General features: G+C 65.2%; 21 protein-coding genes and 1 tRNA gene. 15 read left to right on the top strand and 7 right to left on the bottom strand.

Annotated elements, in window-relative coordinates; all coding sequences use genetic code 11:
- Positions 1–152: 152 nt before the first annotated feature.
- Positions 153–1,355, bottom strand: a complete 1,203-nt coding sequence (locus P0R31_RS09195; protein WP_275513794.1) for a CaiB/BaiF CoA transferase family protein — start codon at positions 1,353–1,355, stop codon at positions 153–155.
- 178 nt (positions 1,356–1,533) lie between these two features.
- Complete coding sequence (locus P0R31_RS09200) at positions 1,534–1,959, bottom strand: organic hydroperoxide resistance protein (protein WP_036009140.1); 426 nt, start codon at positions 1,957–1,959, stop codon at positions 1,534–1,536.
- 155 nt (positions 1,960–2,114) lie between these two features.
- Here P0R31_RS09200 and P0R31_RS09205 point away from each other — a divergent pair, with 155 nt between their 5' ends.
- On the top strand, positions 2,115–2,573 hold the full coding sequence (locus P0R31_RS09205) for a MarR family winged helix-turn-helix transcriptional regulator (protein WP_275513795.1): 459 nt from the start codon (positions 2,115–2,117) through the stop codon (positions 2,571–2,573).
- A gap of 4 nt (positions 2,574–2,577) precedes the next feature.
- Here P0R31_RS09205 and P0R31_RS09210 read toward each other — a convergent pair whose 3' ends face one another.
- The 3 genes from P0R31_RS09210 to P0R31_RS09220 form a co-directional block, all read right to left on the bottom strand.
- Positions 2,578–2,814, bottom strand: coding sequence for a GIY-YIG nuclease family protein (locus tag P0R31_RS09210; RefSeq protein WP_275513796.1), 237 nt, complete (start codon positions 2,812–2,814; stop codon positions 2,578–2,580).
- Between the two features lie 157 nt (positions 2,815–2,971).
- Positions 2,972–3,047, bottom strand: a tRNA-Ala gene (locus P0R31_RS09215).
- 97 nt (positions 3,048–3,144) lie between these two features.
- Positions 3,145–3,552, bottom strand: coding sequence for a TIGR02300 family protein (locus P0R31_RS09220; protein ID WP_036024433.1), 408 nt, complete (start codon positions 3,550–3,552; stop codon positions 3,145–3,147).
- Between the two features lie 158 nt (positions 3,553–3,710).
- Here P0R31_RS09220 and aroA point away from each other — a divergent pair, with 158 nt between their 5' ends.
- The 14 genes from aroA to P0R31_RS09290 all read left to right on the top strand — a co-directional run bounded on the left by aroA (position 3,711) and on the right by P0R31_RS09290 (position 17,004).
- Complete coding sequence (gene aroA, locus P0R31_RS09225; protein ID WP_275513797.1) at positions 3,711–5,048, top strand: 3-phosphoshikimate 1-carboxyvinyltransferase; 1,338 nt, start codon at positions 3,711–3,713, stop codon at positions 5,046–5,048.
- 10 nt (positions 5,049–5,058) lie between these two features.
- Complete coding sequence (locus P0R31_RS09230) at positions 5,059–5,664, top strand: hypothetical protein (protein ID WP_275513799.1); 606 nt, start codon at positions 5,059–5,061, stop codon at positions 5,662–5,664.
- Positions 5,642–6,049, top strand: coding sequence for a hypothetical protein (locus tag P0R31_RS09235; protein ID WP_275513800.1), 408 nt, complete (start codon positions 5,642–5,644; stop codon positions 6,047–6,049). Before P0R31_RS09230 ends, P0R31_RS09235 begins: the two co-directional genes overlap by 23 nt.
- 5 nt (positions 6,050–6,054) lie before the next feature.
- Positions 6,055–6,693, top strand: coding sequence for a (d)CMP kinase (cmk, locus tag P0R31_RS09240; RefSeq protein ID WP_275513801.1), 639 nt, complete (start codon positions 6,055–6,057; stop codon positions 6,691–6,693).
- A 267-nt stretch (positions 6,694–6,960) separates the two neighbouring features.
- A complete protein-coding gene (rpsA, locus tag P0R31_RS09245) occupies positions 6,961–8,667 on the top strand; it encodes a 30S ribosomal protein S1 (RefSeq protein ID WP_036009120.1) in 1,707 nt (568 codons plus the stop codon).
- A 362-nt stretch (positions 8,668–9,029) separates the two neighbouring features.
- Positions 9,030–10,010, top strand: a complete 981-nt coding sequence (gene sppA / locus P0R31_RS09250; protein ID WP_275513802.1) for a signal peptide peptidase SppA — start codon at positions 9,030–9,032, stop codon at positions 10,008–10,010.
- 172 nt (positions 10,011–10,182) lie between these two features.
- Positions 10,183–10,488 carry an integration host factor subunit beta gene (locus tag P0R31_RS09255; RefSeq protein ID WP_124162406.1) on the top strand — a complete coding sequence of 102 codons (306 nt, stop codon included), beginning with the start codon at positions 10,183–10,185 and terminating at the stop codon, positions 10,486–10,488.
- An 82-nt stretch (positions 10,489–10,570) separates the two neighbouring features.
- Positions 10,571–10,963 carry a lipopolysaccharide assembly protein LapA domain-containing protein gene (locus P0R31_RS09260; protein WP_275513803.1) on the top strand — a complete coding sequence of 131 codons (393 nt, stop codon included), beginning with the start codon at positions 10,571–10,573 and terminating at the stop codon, positions 10,961–10,963.
- A 67-nt stretch (positions 10,964–11,030) separates the two neighbouring features.
- Positions 11,031–11,702, top strand: coding sequence for a phosphoribosylanthranilate isomerase (locus P0R31_RS09265; protein WP_275513804.1), 672 nt, complete (start codon positions 11,031–11,033; stop codon positions 11,700–11,702).
- Positions 11,699–12,913, top strand: coding sequence for a tryptophan synthase subunit beta (gene trpB / locus P0R31_RS09270; RefSeq protein WP_275513805.1), 1,215 nt, complete (start codon positions 11,699–11,701; stop codon positions 12,911–12,913). Before P0R31_RS09265 ends, trpB begins: the two co-directional genes overlap by 4 nt.
- On the top strand, positions 12,910–13,746 hold the full coding sequence (trpA, locus tag P0R31_RS09275; protein WP_275513806.1) for a tryptophan synthase subunit alpha: 837 nt from the start codon (positions 12,910–12,912) through the stop codon (positions 13,744–13,746). The genes trpB and trpA overlap by 4 nt, the downstream gene beginning before the upstream one ends.
- Before the next feature lie 109 nt (positions 13,747–13,855).
- On the top strand, positions 13,856–14,797 hold the full coding sequence (gene accD / locus P0R31_RS09280) for an acetyl-CoA carboxylase, carboxyltransferase subunit beta (RefSeq protein WP_225144105.1): 942 nt from the start codon (positions 13,856–13,858) through the stop codon (positions 14,795–14,797).
- Complete coding sequence (locus tag P0R31_RS09285; protein ID WP_275513807.1) at positions 14,794–16,137, top strand: bifunctional folylpolyglutamate synthase/dihydrofolate synthase; 1,344 nt, start codon at positions 14,794–14,796, stop codon at positions 16,135–16,137. Before accD ends, P0R31_RS09285 begins: the two co-directional genes overlap by 4 nt.
- Before the next feature lie 126 nt (positions 16,138–16,263).
- Positions 16,264–17,004, top strand: coding sequence for a metallophosphoesterase family protein (locus P0R31_RS09290; protein WP_275513872.1), 741 nt, complete (start codon positions 16,264–16,266; stop codon positions 17,002–17,004).
- 58 nt (positions 17,005–17,062) lie between these two features.
- Here P0R31_RS09290 and P0R31_RS09295 read toward each other — a convergent pair whose 3' ends face one another.
- Together P0R31_RS09295 and trxA are read right to left on the bottom strand one after the other, a co-directional pair.
- Complete coding sequence (locus P0R31_RS09295) at positions 17,063–18,070, bottom strand: ATP-dependent DNA ligase (protein ID WP_275513873.1); 1,008 nt, start codon at positions 18,068–18,070, stop codon at positions 17,063–17,065.
- A 144-nt stretch (positions 18,071–18,214) separates the two neighbouring features.
- On the bottom strand, positions 18,215–18,535 hold the full coding sequence (gene trxA, locus P0R31_RS09300; RefSeq protein WP_008540017.1) for a thioredoxin: 321 nt from the start codon (positions 18,533–18,535) through the stop codon (positions 18,215–18,217).
- Positions 18,536–18,576: the final 41 nt, after the last annotated feature.

Genomic DNA, 18,576 nt, shown 5'->3' on the forward strand with positions numbered 1-18,576 from the left:
CCCGCTTGCGGGAGAGGTCGCGCCGCAGGCGCGGGTGAGGGCTTTCTCCTCTGGGGGACTTTCCCGTCGCGGAGAGACCCTCTCCCCAACCCTCCCACGCAAGCGGGGGAGGGAGCTGCACCTGAACTGCCGCTTGATTACGTCCGATGATTTCAGCGCTTCCGCTCGGGACCGCAGACCGTGCCCTTTTCGACCATCGCGTCGATCTCGGCCTTGGAGTAGCCGAACTCGCCCAGCACTTCGGCCGCGTGCTGGCTGAATTTCGGCGGCACGCGGCGCAGGCTGGGCTTGCTGCGGTCGAGCCGGATCGGCGAGGCCACGCCCTTGTACCAGTCCTTCTCGATAATATCGCCACGCGCGATCGTGTGCGGGTTGGTCAACGCCTGGTCGATCTTCTGCACCGGCCCCGCGGGCAGGCCGGCCGCGAGCAGGCGGTTGCACAGCGGCTCGGCCTCGTGCTGGCTGAACACGGCGGCAAGCTCGGCGCGCAGCGCCTCGCGATTGGCGATGCGGTCCTTGTTGCGGGCAAAGCGCGGATCGGTGCCGAGCTCGGGCTTGCCGATCTCCTTCGCCAGCTTGCGGAAGGTGCCGTCATTGCCGACGCCGATGAAGATGTTGTCGGTCTTGGTCGGGAAGATCGCGTAGGGCACGAGGTTCGGATGCTCGTTGCCAGTGAGGCTCGGCGGCTTGCCATGCATGAAATAATTCGCCGTGTGCGGATGCATGATGGCAAGGCCGGTCTCGTACAGCGTCGTCTCCAGGAACTGGCCCTTGCCCGACCGCTGACGCTCCGACAGTGCCATCAGGATGCCGATCGCCGCATAAAGTCCGGTGGTGATGTCGACCAGCGGAACGCCGATCCGCATTGGCCCGCTCTCGGGCGAGCCGGTCGCCGCGATCATGCCGGTCATGGCCTGGATGATGGCATCATAGCCGGGGTTGCCGCCGCGCGGGCCGTCGGCGCCGAAGCCGCAGATCCGGCAATGCACGAGGCGCGGAAATTTCTTGCTGAGGATTTCGTTGCCGATGCCCCATTTCTCCAGCGTGCCCGGCTTGAAATTCTCGATCAGGACGTCGGCGGTTTCCAGCATCTTGAGCAGCACGATTCGGCCGCCCTCGGAGGCGAGGTCGAGGCCGATCGAGCGCTTGTTGCGGTTGATGCCGACGAAATAGGCCGCATCCTCCTCGTGGAACGGAGGGCCCCATTCGCGCACCTCGTCGCCCGCGGGCGGCTCGACCTTGATCACGTCGGCGCCGTGGTCGGCGAGGATCTGGGTGCAGTAGGGACCGCCGAGCACGCGCGTGAGATCGATGACGCGCAGTCCGCTCATGGCGCCCGTTGCTGCTTCAGTCATGCCTTCGCTTCCCTGTGTCGATCACTGGATCACAGGCCTAGCGAGGTTTGTTTGCGCCAGCAATGGCGCCGAGCGTGGAGCCGTATGCGCCGCCGTGCAGCCATGCCGCGGGGTGGCAAATTCCCTCGTAAGCGGCCGGCCCGAGGGGGACCCCGGGCCAGCCGATCCGCGCTGCCGATCAGACCACCGTCAGGCGAACGTCGACATTGCCGCGCGTGGCATTGGAGTACGGGCACACCTGGTGCGCCTTCGCCACCAGCGCCTCGGCATCTGCGCGGGCGAGACCCGGCAGCGAGACCGCGAGGTCGATATCGAGGCCGAAGCCGCCTTCGGAGCGCGGGCCGATGCCGACGGTCGAGGTGACGGAGGCGTCGGCGGGCACCTTCGGGCCGCCCTGCGAGGCCACGAACTTCATCGCGCCGATGAAGCAGGCGGCATAGCCGGCCGCGAACAGCTGCTCGGGATTGTTGCCGGCGCCGCCGCCGCCGCCGAGCTCCTTCGGCGTGGTGAGCTTGACGTCGAGCGCGCCGTCGAGGGTCGCAGCATGGCCGTCGCGGCCGCCGGTGGCCTTGGCGCTGGTCTTGTAGAGGACGTTCACAGACATTGTCGTCTCCTCGGGTCTTTCCGGGTTGGGGCGTAAGCTTTATCGCAGACAATTAGATTGCGCGCAATCTAATTTGGCGCGCCTCACATTTAATTGTTCGCAATTGAATGTGGCGCCGGCCGGGCCCAGAATGGGAGAAACGCGCAGGATTCTTCATGGCCCGGAAATCAACGGCGGTAGACCCGCTTCGTCTCGACAACCAGATCTGCTTCGCGGTCTATTCCGCTACGCACGCCTTCAACCGCGTCTACAAGCCGCTGCTCGATCGGCTCGGCCTGACCTATCCGCAATATCTGGTCATGCTGGTGCTGTGGGAGCGCGACGACGTGCCGGTCAAGGAGATCGGCGAGAAGCTGTTCCTGGATTCGGGCACGCTGACGCCGCTGCTGAAGCGCCTCGAGGCCGCCCATCTCGTCAGGCGCACCCGCTCGCGTGAGGACGAGCGCCAGGTTCTGATCGCCCTGACGCCGCAGGGCCATGCGCTGAAGGAAAAGGCCCGCAGCGTGCCGCAATCGATCCTGGCGGCATCGGAATGCTCGGTGTCGGAGCTGGTCGCGATGAAAGACGAGATCGTCGCGCTGAGGGATCGGCTGAATGCGGTGATCGGGGAGTAGGGGCTTACAGGCGTTTCTTGGCGAAGGCGCGGCCGGACGCTGACTTCAGGTACTTCTCGAATGCGACGGCCTGCCTCTCGTTGTTGAACGCAATGTAGGTCTTGAGACGCCAGGGTCCGTATTTCGAGGTGTGAGGGACCTCACCAGCATTGTGCTTTGTCAGTCGGGCTCGCAGGTCGTCGGTGATCCCGACATAGAAGTGGAGGGAATCGAGGCTCTCAAGGATGTAGACGTACTTCACGGCACGCTCCCCAGTTGTCGAGGAGAGCTTACACCCGCGTTCTATCTGATGGAGCCCGGCTTCGCCCTTCGGGCTACGCCGCGGCAGCCTTCGCTCGCTTCGCTACGATGGAGCGGGGCTGGCTTGCCGAGCCGTAGCTCGCGAAGCGAGCGAAGGCTGGTGGAGCCAGGCGGGATCGAACCGCCGACCTCTTGCATGCCATGCAAGCGCTCTCCCAGCTGAGCTATGGCCCCTTAGTCCAGATGGGAGGATCCTGGGGGACCCGTCCCGGCCGGCGAGCGCTCCAGACGACTCGCGCGGTGCACCCTTTTTCACAGATCAGGGCTGATCTCAAGTCTCTTCATCACCGCCGACATCACCAATGATGTCGGTCACGTCCTCATCGCCCTCTTCCTCGTCGGCAATGAAGGTCGAATCGTCGTCATCATCGTCGTCGAGGGTCTCGTCGACCTCGATATCGTCCTCCGATTCCGGCACGACCGCCTTGACCTTGCCGGTGTTCTCCTCGGCATCGGCCTCCTCGAGCGAGACCAACTCCTCGGCCTCCGCCGGCTCCGGCGCGTTGTCCTGGGCCATGTTGCGGGCCTCGGCGGCACGGGGGCCGCGGGCAGGAGCGACCGGGGCGATCGGCACCACTTCGCCGGTATAGGGCGAGATCACCGGATTCTTGTTGAGGTCATAGAACTTCTTGCCCGTGGTCGGGCAAATACGTTTGGTTCCGAGTTCGGACTTGGCCACGGCAGGAATCCTGGGAATGTCTGAAAAGCGGTGCTTCACTTGGCTAGTTGGCGGCCCGCTGTCAATAGCGCATTGCGGGAGAACGACATGCCCGTGACGGGGCGCGGACCATGTGGTACCTGCGCGCCAGTCCACCGGGCCTATTCAAGGACACAATCTTGACCCATTCCGACCAACCGAGGCCGCTCCAGTCTCGCGCCAGCGGTCCCCTGACCGGGAAAGTACGGGTGCCCGGCGACAAGTCGATCTCCCACCGCGCCCTGATCCTGGGCGCGCTCGCGGTCGGCGAGACCAGGATTTCGGGCCTGCTCGAGGGCGAGGACGTCCTCAACACCGCCAAATCGATGCAGGCGCTGGGCGCCAGGGTCGAGCGCACCGGCGATTTCGCCTGGACCGTCAACGGCGTCGGGGTCGGAGGCTTCGCCCAGCCCAAGGCAGCTCTGGATTTCGGCAATTCCGGCACCGGCTGCCGGCTGGTCATGGGCGCCGTCGCCGGCTGCCCGATTTCGGCGGTGTTCGACGGCGACGCCTCGCTGCGCAGCCGTCCGATGCGCCGGATCCTCGATCCCCTGGAAAAGATGGGTGCCCGGGTCACCGCCGTCCGCGAGGGCGGGCGCCTGCCGCTGACCCTCCAAGGCGCGCGGGACCCCCTGCCGATCGTCTACAAGACCCCGGTCGCCTCGGCCCAGATCAAATCCGCCGTGCTGCTGGCGGGCCTCGCCGCTCCCGGCACCACCACGGTCATCGAGACCGAGGCCAGCCGCGACCACACCGAGCTGATGCTGAAGCATTTCGGCGCCGACATCACCTCGGTCCAGGAAGGCCGGCACGGCCGCCGCATCACGCTGGTGGGCCAGCCCGAGCTGCATGGCGCCAATGTCGTGGTGCCCGCCGATCCCTCTTCAGCCGCCTTCCCGATCGTCGCGGCGCTGATCGTCGAGGGCTCCGACGTCGTGCTGTCCGACGTCATGACCAATCCGCTGCGCACCGGCCTGTTCACCACGCTGCGCGAAATGGGCGCCTCCATCGAGGAGAGCGAGGTGCGCGGCGACGCCGGCGAGCCGATGGCGCGCTTGCGCGTGCGCGCCTCGAAGCTGCGCGGCGTCGAGGTGCCGCCGGAGCGCGCGCCGTCGATGATCGACGAATATCTGGTGCTGGCGGTGGCGGCCTCGTTCGCCGAGGGCACCACGATCATGCGCGGCCTGCAGGAGCTGCGCGTCAAGGAATCCGACCGGCTTGAAGCCACCGCCGCCATGCTTCGCGTCAACGGCGTCAAGGTCGAGGTCTCCGGCGACGACCTGATCGTGGAGGGCCGCGGCCACGTCCCGGGCGGCGGCACCGTCGCCACCCACATGGACCATCGCATCGCGATGTCGGCGCTGGTGATGGGCTGCGCCTCCGATCAGCCCGTCACCGTCGACGACACCGCCTTCATCGCCACCAGCTTTCCCGATTTCATTCCGATGATGCGTTCGCTAGGGGCCGAGTTTTCATGAGGTCGCGGCTATGAGCGTAGCCTTCGATCGCGACGCCTTGCTGGATGCTTTCGATTCGATCGGCCGTGCTGCGGCCGACGCCGGAACAAAGCTTCAGATCGCGGTCTATGGCGGCTCGGCCCTCATGTTGGCCAGCAATTTCCGCTTCGCGACCGAAGATGTCGACGTCTCGAAGCTCGAGCGCCCGCTGCCGGATTGGCTGGAAAGAACAACGGCCGATATTGCCGCAAGGAATGGATGGGGTGCCGACTGGTTCAACGACCACGTCGTATTTCATCTCAGTCCACTTGCAGATCGCGCCGCGGATCATCTGGAATTTGGGACCTTCCCCCGCGATGGCACGCCGCCGGGGCTTGAGGTTTGGGTGCCGTCCGCTGAATATCTTCTGGCACTGAAATTGAAGGCGTTCCGCATTACGGATCCCGTTCGAGGGGAGACGGAACGGCTGGATATCTTGAACTTGATGAAAGTGGTTGGAATCTCGACCGTTGAGGAAGCCATCGCTCTGCTTGGCCGGTATTTTCCCGTCAGCGCGGCATCCTCGGAGAAGCAACGCTTCTTGCTGAAGAACATGGATCTCGGGGGAGGAGCGGATGCGCCCGAATACCCTCGCTGAAGCCGTCGATCGCATTCGGGCCGGCGCGCCGCGGGACGCGGTCCTGACCGAATTCGTGGACACGTTCGATCTGGCAGGGACCGCCCGCGCTCAATACGAGACGATCGAGGACGAGCCGGCGCTGACGCAGGACGATCGGCTCGACGCTCTGGTCGGCGCGATCGCCGAGTATCTGGCCAAGCAACGGCGTCTTGGTCGGGTGCCGGCGTGGGTCTGCGATCCGGCGCGGCGCCTTGCCGAGCCATGGTTCACGACGTCATCGCCGTCCGACGCGATGCGCGAATATCTTACTTTTGCGAGCCCCGCGGAGTTCGCGTCTCGCAACATTTTTACGGAAGAGCGGCCATTGCGACGAGCGCGCGGGCCCCAGACAGCCAAGGTTTGAGTGACATGATCATCGCCATTGACGGGCCCGCGGCTTCGGGGAAGGGGACGCTCGGCAAGCGTCTCGCCCACCATTACGGCTATCGTCATCTCGATACCGGCGTGATCTATCGCGCGGTCGCCTATGCCCTGATGCAGTCGGGGCACGATCTCAACGACGAGGCGGCCGCGGTGCAGGCCGCGTTGGAGCTCGATCCCGAAAAGTTCGGCAATCCTGCGCTGAAGACCCAGAAGGCCGGCGAGGGTGCCTCGATCGTCTCGGCCATCCCCAGGGTTCGCGAGGTCCTGGTCAATTTCCAGCGTCAGTTCGCGGCCGATCCGCCCGGCGCCGTGCTCGACGGCCGCGATATTGGAACCGTGATCTGCCCCCATGCCGACGTGAAGATCTTCGTGGTCGCCGACCCCAGGGTCCGCGCCCGCCGCCGCACCATGGAGGCCAGGGCGCGGGGCGAGGAGGCGGACGAGGCGGCCGTGCTCGCCGACATCCTCCAGCGTGACGAACGTGACAAGAATCGGCCGATTGCGCCTTTGAAACCGGCCCCGGATGCTTACTTGCTAGATAACTCCCAACTGGATATAGAAGGCGGCGTCCGGGCCGCCATCGACATTATCGAGGCTGTCCGAGCGGGCCGGTCGCGGGGTTAAGCCGCCGCCGTCATTGGAGGAAGTGCCCGCTCCCGCTCTTTGAGGTCGATACGCTTCGTCCCGGTTTCGGGACCGGCGCGATCCAGGTTCCGGACAAAGCTTTCAACGTATCGAACGCGCGGGCCTCAGCCGGCCCGCTTCCGCTGTTCTGGTCGCTGGATCGGGGCAACGAGCGGTCGCTCGAAGGTCTTGCGGACCTTCCGACACTGCGCGCGCGATGCGCCCATGAACCCAACGGCCGGCAAGACATCCGCAACTGGAGAACAAATGGCTTCGACTTCCGCTGATACCTATAGCCCGTCGCGCGACGATTTCGCCGCGATGCTCGACGAGTCCTTCGCAGGCGGCAACCTGCAGGAAAGCTCCGTCGTCAAGGGCAAGGTGGTTGCAATTGAAAAGGACATGGCCGTCATCGACGTCGGCCTGAAGACCGAGGGCCGCGTCGCGCTGCGCGAATTTTCCGGCCCCGGCCGTGAGAGCGACCTCAAGGTCGGCGACGAGGTGGAAGTGTTCCTCGATCGCATCGAAAACGCCCTCGGCGAAGCCGTGCTGTCGCGCGACAAGGCGCGCCGCGAAGAGAGCTGGGGCAAGCTGGAGAAGGCATTCCAGAACAACGAGAAGGTCAACGGCGTCATCTTCAACCAGGTCAAGGGCGGCTTCACCGTCGACCTCGACGGTGCCGTGGCCTTCCTGCCGCGCTCGCAGGTCGACATCCGTCCGATCCGCGACGTTGCGCCGCTGATGAACAACTCGCAGCCGTTCCAGATCCTGAAGATGGACCGCCGCCGCGGCAACATCGTCGTGTCCCGCCGCACGGTTCTGGAAGAGACCCGCGCCGAGCAGCGCCAGGAGCTGGTGCAGAACCTCGAAGAGGGTCAGGTCATCGACGGCGTGGTCAAGAACATCACCGATTACGGTGCGTTCGTTGACCTCGGCGGCATCGACGGCCTCCTGCACGTCACCGACATCGCGTGGCGCCGCGTCAACCACCCGACCGAGGTGCTCTCGATCGGCCAGACCGTGAAGGTCAAGATCATCAAGATCAACCACGAGACGCACCGCATCTCGCTGGGCATGAAGCAGCTGCTGGACGATCCGTGGCAGGGCATCGAAGCCAAGTACCCGCTGGGTGCCCGCTTTACCGGCCGCGTCACCAACATCACCGACTACGGTGCGTTCGTCGAGCTCGAGCCGGGCATCGAAGGCCTGATCCACGTCTCCGAGATGTCGTGGACCAAGAAGAACATGCACCCCGGCAAGATCGTGTCGACCTCGCAGGAAGTCGATGTGCAGGTGCTGGAAGTCGATTCCGTCAAGCGCCGCATCTCGCTCGGCCTCAAGCAGACCATGCGCAACCCCTGGGAGGTCTTCGTCGAGAAGCACCCGACCGGTTCGGTGGTCGAGGGCGAGGTCAAGAACAAGACCGAGTTCGGTCTGTTCCTGGGCCTCGAGGGCGACGTCGACGGCATGGTCCACCTCTCCGATCTCGACTGGAAGCTTCCGGGCGAGCAGGTGATCGACAACTACAAAAAGGGCGACATGGTGAAGGCCGTGGTGCTCGATGTGGACGTCGAGAAGGAGCGCATCTCGCTCGGCATCAAGCAGCTCGAAGGCGACCCCTTCGCCGAGCCGGGCGATGTCAAGAAGGGCGCGGTCGTGACCTGCGAAGTGCTCGAAGTGAAGGAGAGCGGTATCGAGGTGAAGATCGCCGGTACCGACTTCACCACCTTCATCAAGCGCTCGGAGCTCGCCCGTGACCGCAACGACCAGCGCGCCGAACGCTTCGCCGTCGGCGAGAAGGTCGATGCCCGCGTGATCCAGTTCGACAAGAAGGCCCGCAAGGTCCAGGTGTCGATCAAGGCGCTCGAAGTCGCCGAAGAGAAGGAAGCCATCGCGCAGTACGGCTCCTCGGATTCGGGTGCGACGCTGGGCGACATCCTCGGCACCGCGCTCAAGAACCGCGACAGCAAGTAAGCGAAACGTACGTTTCGCTGCATCAAGGCCCCGGCGCAAGCCGGGGCTTTTTTGTTGTGGCATACTCGACTGTCGTCCCGGGGCGCGCGAAGCGCGAGCCCGGGACCCATAACCACAGGATCAAGTTCGACGAAGACTTGGAGTTGCCAGCTCGCTCGACGACTCCTCCTTGGGGTTATGGATCCCCGCCCCCGTGCGCAATTGCGCACTAGGCGGGGATGACGACTGAGTTTGCGGCGACTTTCTCGCCCCGCTCACAGCCTTGTTTTCTTCAAATTGGCCCGCAATTGATGTATCGAGATAAGCCGATGGTCACGCCGTGACGGCACAACGCGCCTGATCTTTCATTTGGAGATATTCCGATGTCGCTCGATTCGGACATCATCGTCGATCGCCGCAGGATCCGCCGCAAGCTGACGTTCTGGCGTGTGATGGCGGCGCTGATCGCGATCGCGGCGATTGCAAGCTTCGCGCTGATTGCGACGCCCGGTGCACGCGGCACCCTCGCATCCGCCGGCTCGATCGCGCGCGTCCAGATCGAGGGATTGATCCGCAGCGATTCCGACCGCACGCAGGCGCTGGAGCGGCTCGAGAACTCGCAGGCGGCCGCCGTCATCGTTCACATCAACTCGCCGGGCGGCACCACCGCCGGCTCCGAGCAGCTCTATGACTCGCTGGTCCGTCTCAAGGCGAAAAAGCCGCTGGTGGTGGTGGTCGAGGGGCTAGCTGCCTCCGGGGGCTACATCACCGCGATTGCGAGCGACCACATCGTCGCCCAGCAAAGCTCGCTGGTCGGCTCCATCGGGGTGCTGTTCCAGTACCCCAACGTCTCCGAGCTCATGAAGACCATCGGCGTCAAGGTCGAGGAGGTGAAGTCCTCGCCGCTGAAGGCCGCGCCCAACGGTTTCGAGCCGACCAGTCCCGAGGCGCGCGCCGCGCTCGATGCGCTGGTGAAGGATTCCTATGCCTGGTTCAAGGGGATGGTGAAGGAGCGGCGTGGCATGGATGACACGCAGCTCGAAAAAGTCGCGGACGGCCGGGTCTTCACCGGGCGCCAGGCGATCGATCTCAAGCTGATCGACCAGATCGGCGACGAGAAGACGGCCGTGACCTGGCTGGTTGAGCAGAAAGGCGTCAAGAAGGGCCTTCCCGTGCGCGATTACAAGCTTCAGCCGCGCTTCGGCGACCTGCCGTTCCTGAAGACCGCGGCCGCATTGACGCTGGAAGCGCTCGGTTTGGGCTCGATCGCGCACCAGATCGGGCAAACCGGCGTCGCGCAGGCGGTGGACCGGCTCGGAATGGATGGAATGCTGGCCCTGTGGCAGCCGGCCGCGTCCAACTGACCGTCGGCAAGCGAGTTTCAGAGCTTTTTCCCGTCTGACGCGTGTCGGCGCAGCCTGCTTTTTCGGCATTTGTCACGCATTTTCACGACGCCCATCCTTGATTTAGCGTCTTGACAGATCACGGTATTTTCACGGAAATGGTCATCCGCACGCTTCCGGGTCCTATCTCTCGATGATCAAATCCGAACTTGTTCAGCGTATCGCCGAGCACAACCCGCATCTGTACCAGCGGGATGTCGAGAACATTGTGAATGCGATTCTCGAAGAGATCGTAGCGGCGCTTGCACGCGGTGATCGCGTCGAGCTGCGCGGCTTCGGTGCCTTCTCGGTCAAGCATCGCCCTGCGCGCGCAGGGCGCAATCCACGCACCGGCGCCCATGTGCCCGTCGATCAGAAGAGTGTTCCGTTCTTCAAGACCGGCAAGGAAATGCGCGAGCGGCTGAACCGCGACCATCCGGATCCCGGCGGCGCAGACTGAAGCGCGATGTGAGCGCGCTTTAGGGTTTTTCGCGGTCGCACAAGATGCGGCTGCAAGCTTGATTCGAAGCGAGCGAAGCGAGATGCGAAAGTTCCTGACCGCGCTGATCGTGCTTCCGCTGGGCCTGATCCTGGCGGCGTTCGCCGTCGCCAACAGGCATTTCGTCACCGTCTCCTTCGACCCCTTCATTGCGGACGACCCCGCGCTGTCGATCACCCTGCCGCTGTTCCTGCTGCTGATCTTGGTGGCGGCCTTGGGCGTTGTCGCGGGCGGCTCTGCCGTCTGGTTCGGCCAGCGGCGCTGGCGGCGCGCGGCGCGCCGGAACGATGCGGAGGCCCGGGCCGTCAGGGCCGAACTGGCCGATCTGCGCGCCCAGGCGGCCGCAGCGAAAGCGGAGCCCCAGCGCCTTCCCGTTCCCTCCGGGATGGGCCTGTACGGGCCCGTCGGGCGAGACAAGCAGCGCGCGACGTTGTAGAAGCGGCCCCGACCGAAAAGCCCCGTTTTCCGGCCGCGGACCCGCGGCCTTCACCTGCTTTGAGACCATGTCCCTGCTCGTCAAGATCTGCGGCCTGTCCACGCCCGAGACGCTCGAAACGGCGCTCGAGGCGGGCGCCGACATGGTCGGGTTCGTGTTCTTTCCGCCGTCGCCCCGGCACCTGTCCCTGGAGCTCGGCCGTGACCTCGGCCGTCAGGTGCAGCGGCGCGCGCTCAAGGTGGCGCTCACGGTCGATGCCGATGACGCAACGCTCGACAACATCATGGACGCGCTGTCGCCGGACATTTTCCAGCTGCATGGCAAAGAGAGCGTCGCGCGGCTGCGCGACATCAAGCAACGCTTCGGCCGCCCGGTGATGAAGGCGGTCCCGGTCGCGACATCAGCCGATCTCGCGGTGCTGCCCGGCTACGCCGCGGTCGCCGACCGCATCCTGTTCGATGCGCGCGCGCCGAAGGATGCGACGCGGCCCGGAGGATTGGGCGCGCCGTTCGACTGGCGCCTCCTGGACAATCTCGATCTGAAACTGCCCTACATGGTCTCGGGCGGGCTGCACGCCGACAATCTGGCCGAGGCGCTCCGCGTCACCCGCGCCGGCGGCGTCGACGTGTCCTCGGGTGTCGAGAGCGCTCCCGGTGTCAAGGATCCCGACATGATCAAGGCCTTCATCCGCGCCGCGCGCGCAAGCAAAGATGCAAGTCAAGAGTTGAGCGTCCGATGAACATCGCCAAGCCAAACTCCTACCGCAGCGGCCCCGACGAGCGCGGCCATTTCGGCATCTTCGGCGGGCGCTTCGTCGCCGAAACCTTGATGCCGCTGATCCTCGACTTGGAGAAGGCCTACACCGCGGCCAAGGCCGATCCGGCGTTTCAGGCCGAGATGAACGGCTACCTCAAGAACTACGTCGGCCGTCCCTCGCCGCTCTATTTCGCCGAGCGCCTGACCGAACATCTCCGCGGCGCCAAGATCTACTTGAAGCGTGAGGAGCTCAACCACACCGGCTCGCACAAGGTGAACAACGTGCTCGGCCAGATCATGCTGGCACGGCGCATGGGCAAGAAGCGCATCATCGCCGAGACCGGCGCGGGCCAGCACGGCGTTGCCACCGCGACGCTGTGCGCGCGCTTTGGCCTTGAATGCGTGGTCTATATGGGCGCCGTCGACGTCGAGCGGCAGCAGCCCAACGTCATCCGCATGGAGATGCTGGGTGCCAAGGTGATGCCGGTGCAGTCGGGCACGCGCACGCTGAAGGACGCCATGAACGAGGCGCTGCGCGACTGGGTCACCAACGTGCACAACACCTTCTATTGCATCGGCACGGTGGCGGGTCCGCATCCCTATCCGACCTTGGTGCGCGATTTCCAGTCGGTCATCGGCAACGAGACCAAGGCGCAGATGCAGGAGATCGAGGGCCGCCTGCCGGATTCGCTGGTGGCCTGCATCGGCGGCGGCTCCAACGCGATGGGCCTGTTCCATCCGTTCCTCGATGATCCCTCCGTCGAGATCTTCGGCGTCGAAGCCGCCGGCCATGGCCTGACGCAGCTGCATGCGGCCTCGATCGCGGGCGGCCGTCCCGGCGTGCTTCACGGCAACCGTACCTATCTCTTGATGGATGCCGACGGCCAGATCCAGGACGCGCATTCGATCTCGGCCGGTCTCGATTATCCCGGCATCGGCCCCGAGCATTCCTGGCTGCACGAGGTCGGCCGCGTCAATTATCTCTCCGCAACCGATGACGAGGCGCTCGCCGCGTTCCAGCTGCTGTCGAAGCTCGAAGGCATCATCCCCGCGCTCGAGCCCGCGCATGCCATCGCCAAGGTGATGGAGCTCGCGCCGAAGCGGCCGAGGGACCACCTGATGGTCGTCAACCTCTCCGGCCGCGGCGACAAGGACGTCCCGCAGGTCGGCGATATCCTGAGGGGCAAGAAGTGACCACGCGTATCGATACCCGTTTTGCCGAGCTGAAGAGCCAAGGCCGCGCGGCCTTTGTCACCTATGTGATGGCCGGCGATCCCGATCCCGCGACCTCGCTCGAGATCGTCAAGGCGCTGCCGAAGTCCGGCGCCGACGTCATCGAACTCGGCATTCCCTTCACCGATCCGATGGCGGACGGTCCTTCGATCCAGGCTGCCGGCCTGCGTGCGCTCAAGGTCGGCATGACCTTGAAGAAGACGCTGGAGCTGGTGCGCGACTTCCGCAAGGACGACAATGTCACGCCGCTGGTGCTGATGGGCTATTACAATCCGATCTACATCTACGGTGTCGACAAGTTCTTGGCTGATGCCAAGACGGCCGGCGTCGACGGCCTGATCATCGTCGATTTGCCGCCGGAGGAAGACGACGAGCTCTGCATTCCTGCGCTGAAGGCGGGGCTCAACTTCATTCGCCTGGCGACCCCGACCACCGACGACAAGCGCTTACCTGCGGTACTCGCGAACACGTCAGGCTTTGTCTATTACGTCTCGATCGCCGGCATCACCGGTGCGGCGGCGGCGGACGCCAATGCCGTTGGCGAAGCTGTCGCGCGTATCAAGCGGCATACCAGGCTGCCGATCTGCGTCGGTTTTGGCATCCGCACGCCGGAGGCGGCGCGCGCCATTGCCGAGAAGGCCGATGGTTCGGTGGTCGGCACCGCGCTGGTCGATGCGCTCAAGAACAGCCTCGATGCCGAGGGACGGGCGACCGCCAAAACCGTTAACGCCGTCGCCGAATTGACGGCCGCCCTGGCCCAGGGCGTCAAGGGCGCGCAGCAGGCGGCGGAATAGGCCATAATTCCGCTGTTGGGACGGGCGACACGGCGGCTTGCCGGGCAGATGTCCGGCCGCCATATATCCTTCAGGCGATTCCCAGCGGGATCGCACATCGGAGCAAACCATGAACTGGCTTACCAATGTGGTCCGGCCGAAGATCCGCAACATGCTGCGGCGGGAGACGCCGGAGAATCTGTGGATCAAGTGCCCGGATTCCGGACAGCTCGTGTTCTACAAGGACGTCGAGGCCAACCAGTTCGTCATCCCCGGCTCGAACTATCACATGCGCATGGGCGCGGTGGCGCGTCTCAAGTCGATCTTCGACAACGAGACCTGGTTCGACGTGGCGCTGCCCGAGGTCACGCCTGACCCGCTCAAGTTCCGTGATGAGAAGAAATATGTCGATCGCATCAAGGATGCGCGGGCGCGGACCAATCTGAACGATGCGGTCAAGGTCGGCTACGGCAAGCTCGAAGGCGCCGCCGTCGTCGTCGCCGTGCAGGATTTCGACTTCATGGGAGGCTCGCTCGGCATGGCCGCGGGCGAAGCCATCGTGCGCGGGATGGAGCTTGCGGTCGAGAAGAAGTCGCCGTTCATCGTGTTCGCCGCGAGCGGCGGCGCACGCATGCAAGAAGGCATTTTGTCCCTGATGCAGATGCCGCGCACCACCGTTGCGGTACAGATGCTGCGCGAGGCAAAGCTGCCCTACATCGTCGTGCTGACCAATCCCACCACCGGCGGCGTCACCGCGTCCTATGCGATGCTCGGTGACGTGCAGATCGCCGAGCCCGGCGCGCTGATCGGCTTTGCCGGTGCGCGCGTGATCGAGCAGACCATCCGCGAGAAGCTGCCTGAAGGTTTCCAGCGCGCCGAGTACCTCAAGGAGCACGGCATGGTCGACATGGTCGTGCATCGCCACGAGCTGCGTCCGACCCTGGCGCGGCTCTGCCGCCTCTTGACCAAGGCGCCGGCGCAGGAAGGTGCATCGAAGTCCGTGCAGCCGGTCGCCAGCCCGGCGCAGATCGTATCCGCCGCCGAGACGGCGCCGGCAGCGCCGCACGCGTGAACGCCTCCCCTGACAGTGCAAAGACACCGCTCGGTGAGTTGATCGGGCGGCTGTCGGCCCTGCATCAGAAGCGCATCGATCTCGGACTGGAGCGGATGCTCCGTCTGCTCGAACGGCTCGGCCACCCCGAGCGTAAGCTGCCGCCGGTGATCCACATTGCCGGCACCAACGGCAAGGGCTCGACGCTTGCTTACCTTCGCGCGACGCTGGAGGCTTCAGGTCTGCGCGTCCACGCCTATACGTCCCCCTATCTCGTCCGTATCAACGAATGCTTCCGGCTTGGATGCGTTGGCGGCGGCGTGCTCGTCGGCGACGACGAGCTGCGCGCGGCGTTGGAAGCGGTCGAGCGCGTCAATGCCGGCGAGCCCGCGACATTGTTCGAGCTGAAGACCGCGGCTGCCTTCCGGCTGTTCGCGCAGAACCCGGCCGACATCGTGCTGCTCGAAGTCGGGCTCGGCGGCCGGCTGGATTCGACCAACGTGGTCGATCAGCCGGCGGCCTCTGTGATCACGCCCGTCAGCATGGATCACATGGATTTCCTCGGCGATACGCTGGCATCGATTGCCGGCGAGAAGGCCGCGATCATCAAGCGCGGCGTGCCCGTGATTTGCGCCGAGCAGATGCCGGAGGCGATGGCCGTGATCGAAGCGCAGGCGAGGCGCATGCGTGCGCCGCTGTTCGCCGCAGGCGAGAGCTGGCACGTCAATGTCGAGCGCGGACGTCTGGTCTATTCCGACGATCGCGGCTTGATGGACCTGCCGGCGCCGCGTCTGTTCGGCCGCCACCAATTCGCCAATGCCGGGCTTGCGATCGCGACGCTGCGCGCGCTGCCGACCATCAAGGTCAACCACGCCGCGTTCGAGGCCGGAATCGTCGGCGCCGAATGGCCGGCGCGGATGCAGCGCCTCACCTCGGGCGAGTTGCTGTCCTGGGGTCCGCAGGGCTCGGAGATCTGGCTCGACGGCGGCCACAATGCCGAGGGCGGCCGCGTGGCGGCGGCCGCCCTCGGCGATCTCGAAGAGCGGGTGTCGCGACCGCTGGTGATCATCGCCGGGATGATGGCCAACAAGGACGCGCACGCCTTCCTCGCCAATTTCGCCGGCCTCACCCGTCACATCATCGCAGTGCCGATTCCCGACACCGAGAATGCGATGCCGGTCGACCGTCTCGCCGACGCCGCACGCAGCCTCGGCATGCGCGTCGAGCCCGCCCCTGGCGTCGAAGCCGCCCTGCGCGCGCTGGCGCAGCTTGCCTACGACCTGCCGCCGCGCATCCTGATCACCGGCTCGCTGTATCTCGCCGGCCACGTGCTGGCCATCAACGGCACGCCGCCTGCATGAGTTTCGTGTCCCGGACGCGCGAAGCGCGAGCCGGGACCCAGAATGCCGCGACATAGGCCCCGGCTCTGCAGCGCACCGCGGAAGCCGCGCCGCGCCGCGTCCGGGGCACGAAAGAGAGAAATGCCAATGCGTTTTGCCGCGATTGCCGACATCCACGGAAACTATCTCGCGCTGGAGGCCGTGCTCGCCGACATCCGCGCGCTCGGTATTGCCGACATCGTCAATCTCGGCGACATGCTGAGTGGCCCGCTGGATGCGCGCCGCACCATCGAGACCCTGATGCCGCTCGATGCCGTGCACGTCCTCGGCAATCACGATCGCTATCTGCTCGACCGTCCGCCGCAGAAGATGGGCTCGTGGGATCGCCCCGCCTACGAACAGCTCGACGCCGCGCAACTCGACTGGCTGCGCACGCAGCCGATGACGCGCGTCTTCCGTGAGCAGGTGTTCCTGTGTCACGCGACGCCCGGCAGCGACGAGGTGTACTGGCTCGACACCGTCCATCCCGACGGCACGGTGGCGCTGTCGCCGCTCGACCGGATCGAGCAACTCGCCCAAGGCATCACGCAATCGCTGATCCTGTGCGCCCACACCCATCTCGCTCGCTCGGTGCGCCTGCGCGACGGCCGGCTGATCGTCAATCCCGGCAGCGTCGGCAGCCCCGGCTATCGCGACAAGCATCCGTTCCCGCATGTCGTCGAGGCCGGCACGCCGCACGCGCGCTATGCGATCCTCGAACGCGTCGATGGTTCCTGGCAGGTGACGTTCCGCCACGTCGTGTATGATCACGAGGCCATGGCCGCGCTTGCACGGCGCAATGGGCAACCTGAGCTGGCGAACGCGCTCGCGACGGGGTGGATCGGGTAAATCCTCTCGTGTCCCGGCCCTGCAGCGCTTCGCGCTGCGTCCGGGGCACGAGGCGGCCTCACTTCAACAGCTTCATCGGATCGGCCGCCTTCTGCTTCAGCTGCTCGAATGTGCATTGCCGCGGCGCCTTGTCGGGACGCCAACGCAGGATCGAGGTGCCGTGGCGGAAGCGTTCGCCGCTGAAATGGTCGTAGCAGACCTCGATCACCAGCTTCGGCTTCATCGGACACCACTTTGCGGAACGCTCGGTCGACCAGCGGCTCGGCCCGCCCGGCGCGTTGCCGGTGAAGCCGGGCTCGCCGATCAGTGCTTCGAGCCGATCGGTCAAGGCCGGCTTCTCGTCCGCCTTGATCGCCGAGGTGAAGCCGACATGGTGCAGTCGGCCATCATCGTCGTAGAGCCCGAGCAGCAGCGAGCCGACGACGTTCCGGCCGGCGATCTTGTTGGTGGCGTAGCGGAAGCCACCGACTACGCAATCGGCGCTGCGGAATTTCTTGATCTTCTGCATGCCGTCGCGATTTCCCGCCTGGTAGGGCAGGTCGATACGCTTGGCGATGACACCGTCCGAGCCGCCGCCGGATTGCGCCAGCCACTTTTTTGCCGTGGCGTAGCTCGTCGTCGCCGGTGAGAGGCGGAACAGGCTGTTCTTGAGGTTGGCTTTCGCGAAGGCCTCCAGCGCCCGCCGCCGTTCGCGCAGCGTCTTCTCGGCCAGATCTTTCTCCCGGGATGTCGCGAGCAGATCGAAAACGAGATAGAGCGCCGGTGTCTCCACCGAGAGTTTCTTCACGCGGCTTGCCGCCGGATGAATGCGTTGCAGCAGCGCGTCGAAGGAAAAGCTCTTGCCGTGCGGCACGACGATTTCGCCGTCGAGCGTGAAGCGGTCGGGCTTCAGCTCCAAGGCAGCAGTGACGACTTCCGGGAAATAGCGCGCGAGGTCCTCGCCGGATTTGGAGCGCAGATCGACGTTGCTGCCGTTGCGCGCCAGCAGGCAGCGGAAGCCGTCCCACTTGGGCTCATATTGCCATTCACCGCCGCGCGGGATCGCGTCGACCGAACGCGCCTCCATTGCGGCCAAAGACGTGGGCTTGCGGTCGCGCTTTCGGGGAGGAGCAGGCAAGGGCGGGACTCGTCATACGCTGAACACGTCCCACCAACGCAAAACGGCCGGCTTTCGCCGGCCGTTGTCGAAAAGAATCTTGGGCGAGGCGGATCAGACCGCGGAGGTGATCCACTGCTGCAGCTTCGCCTTCGGCGCGGCGCCGACCTGGCGCGAGGCCATCTCGCCGCCCTTGAAGATCATCAGGGTCGGAATCGACATCACGCCGTACTTCGAGGCGGTCTTCGGGCTCTCGTCGACATTGAGCTTCACGATCTTGACCTTGTCGCCCATCGCGCCGGCGATCTCGTCGAGAGCGGGTGCGATCATGCGGCAGGGGCCGCACCATTCGGCCCAGAAATCGACGACCACGGGGCCGTTCGCCTTGAGCACTTCGGCTTCGAAATCGGCGTCGGAAACCTTGCTAACGGCCATTGGGAGTACCTCACTCGGTTGAAAGAGAATCGGCGCGACCT

The sequence above is a fragment of the Bradyrhizobium yuanmingense genome (assembly GCF_029167105.1).
Taxonomy (GTDB): Bacteria; Pseudomonadota; Alphaproteobacteria; order Rhizobiales; family Xanthobacteraceae; genus Bradyrhizobium; species Bradyrhizobium yuanmingense_A.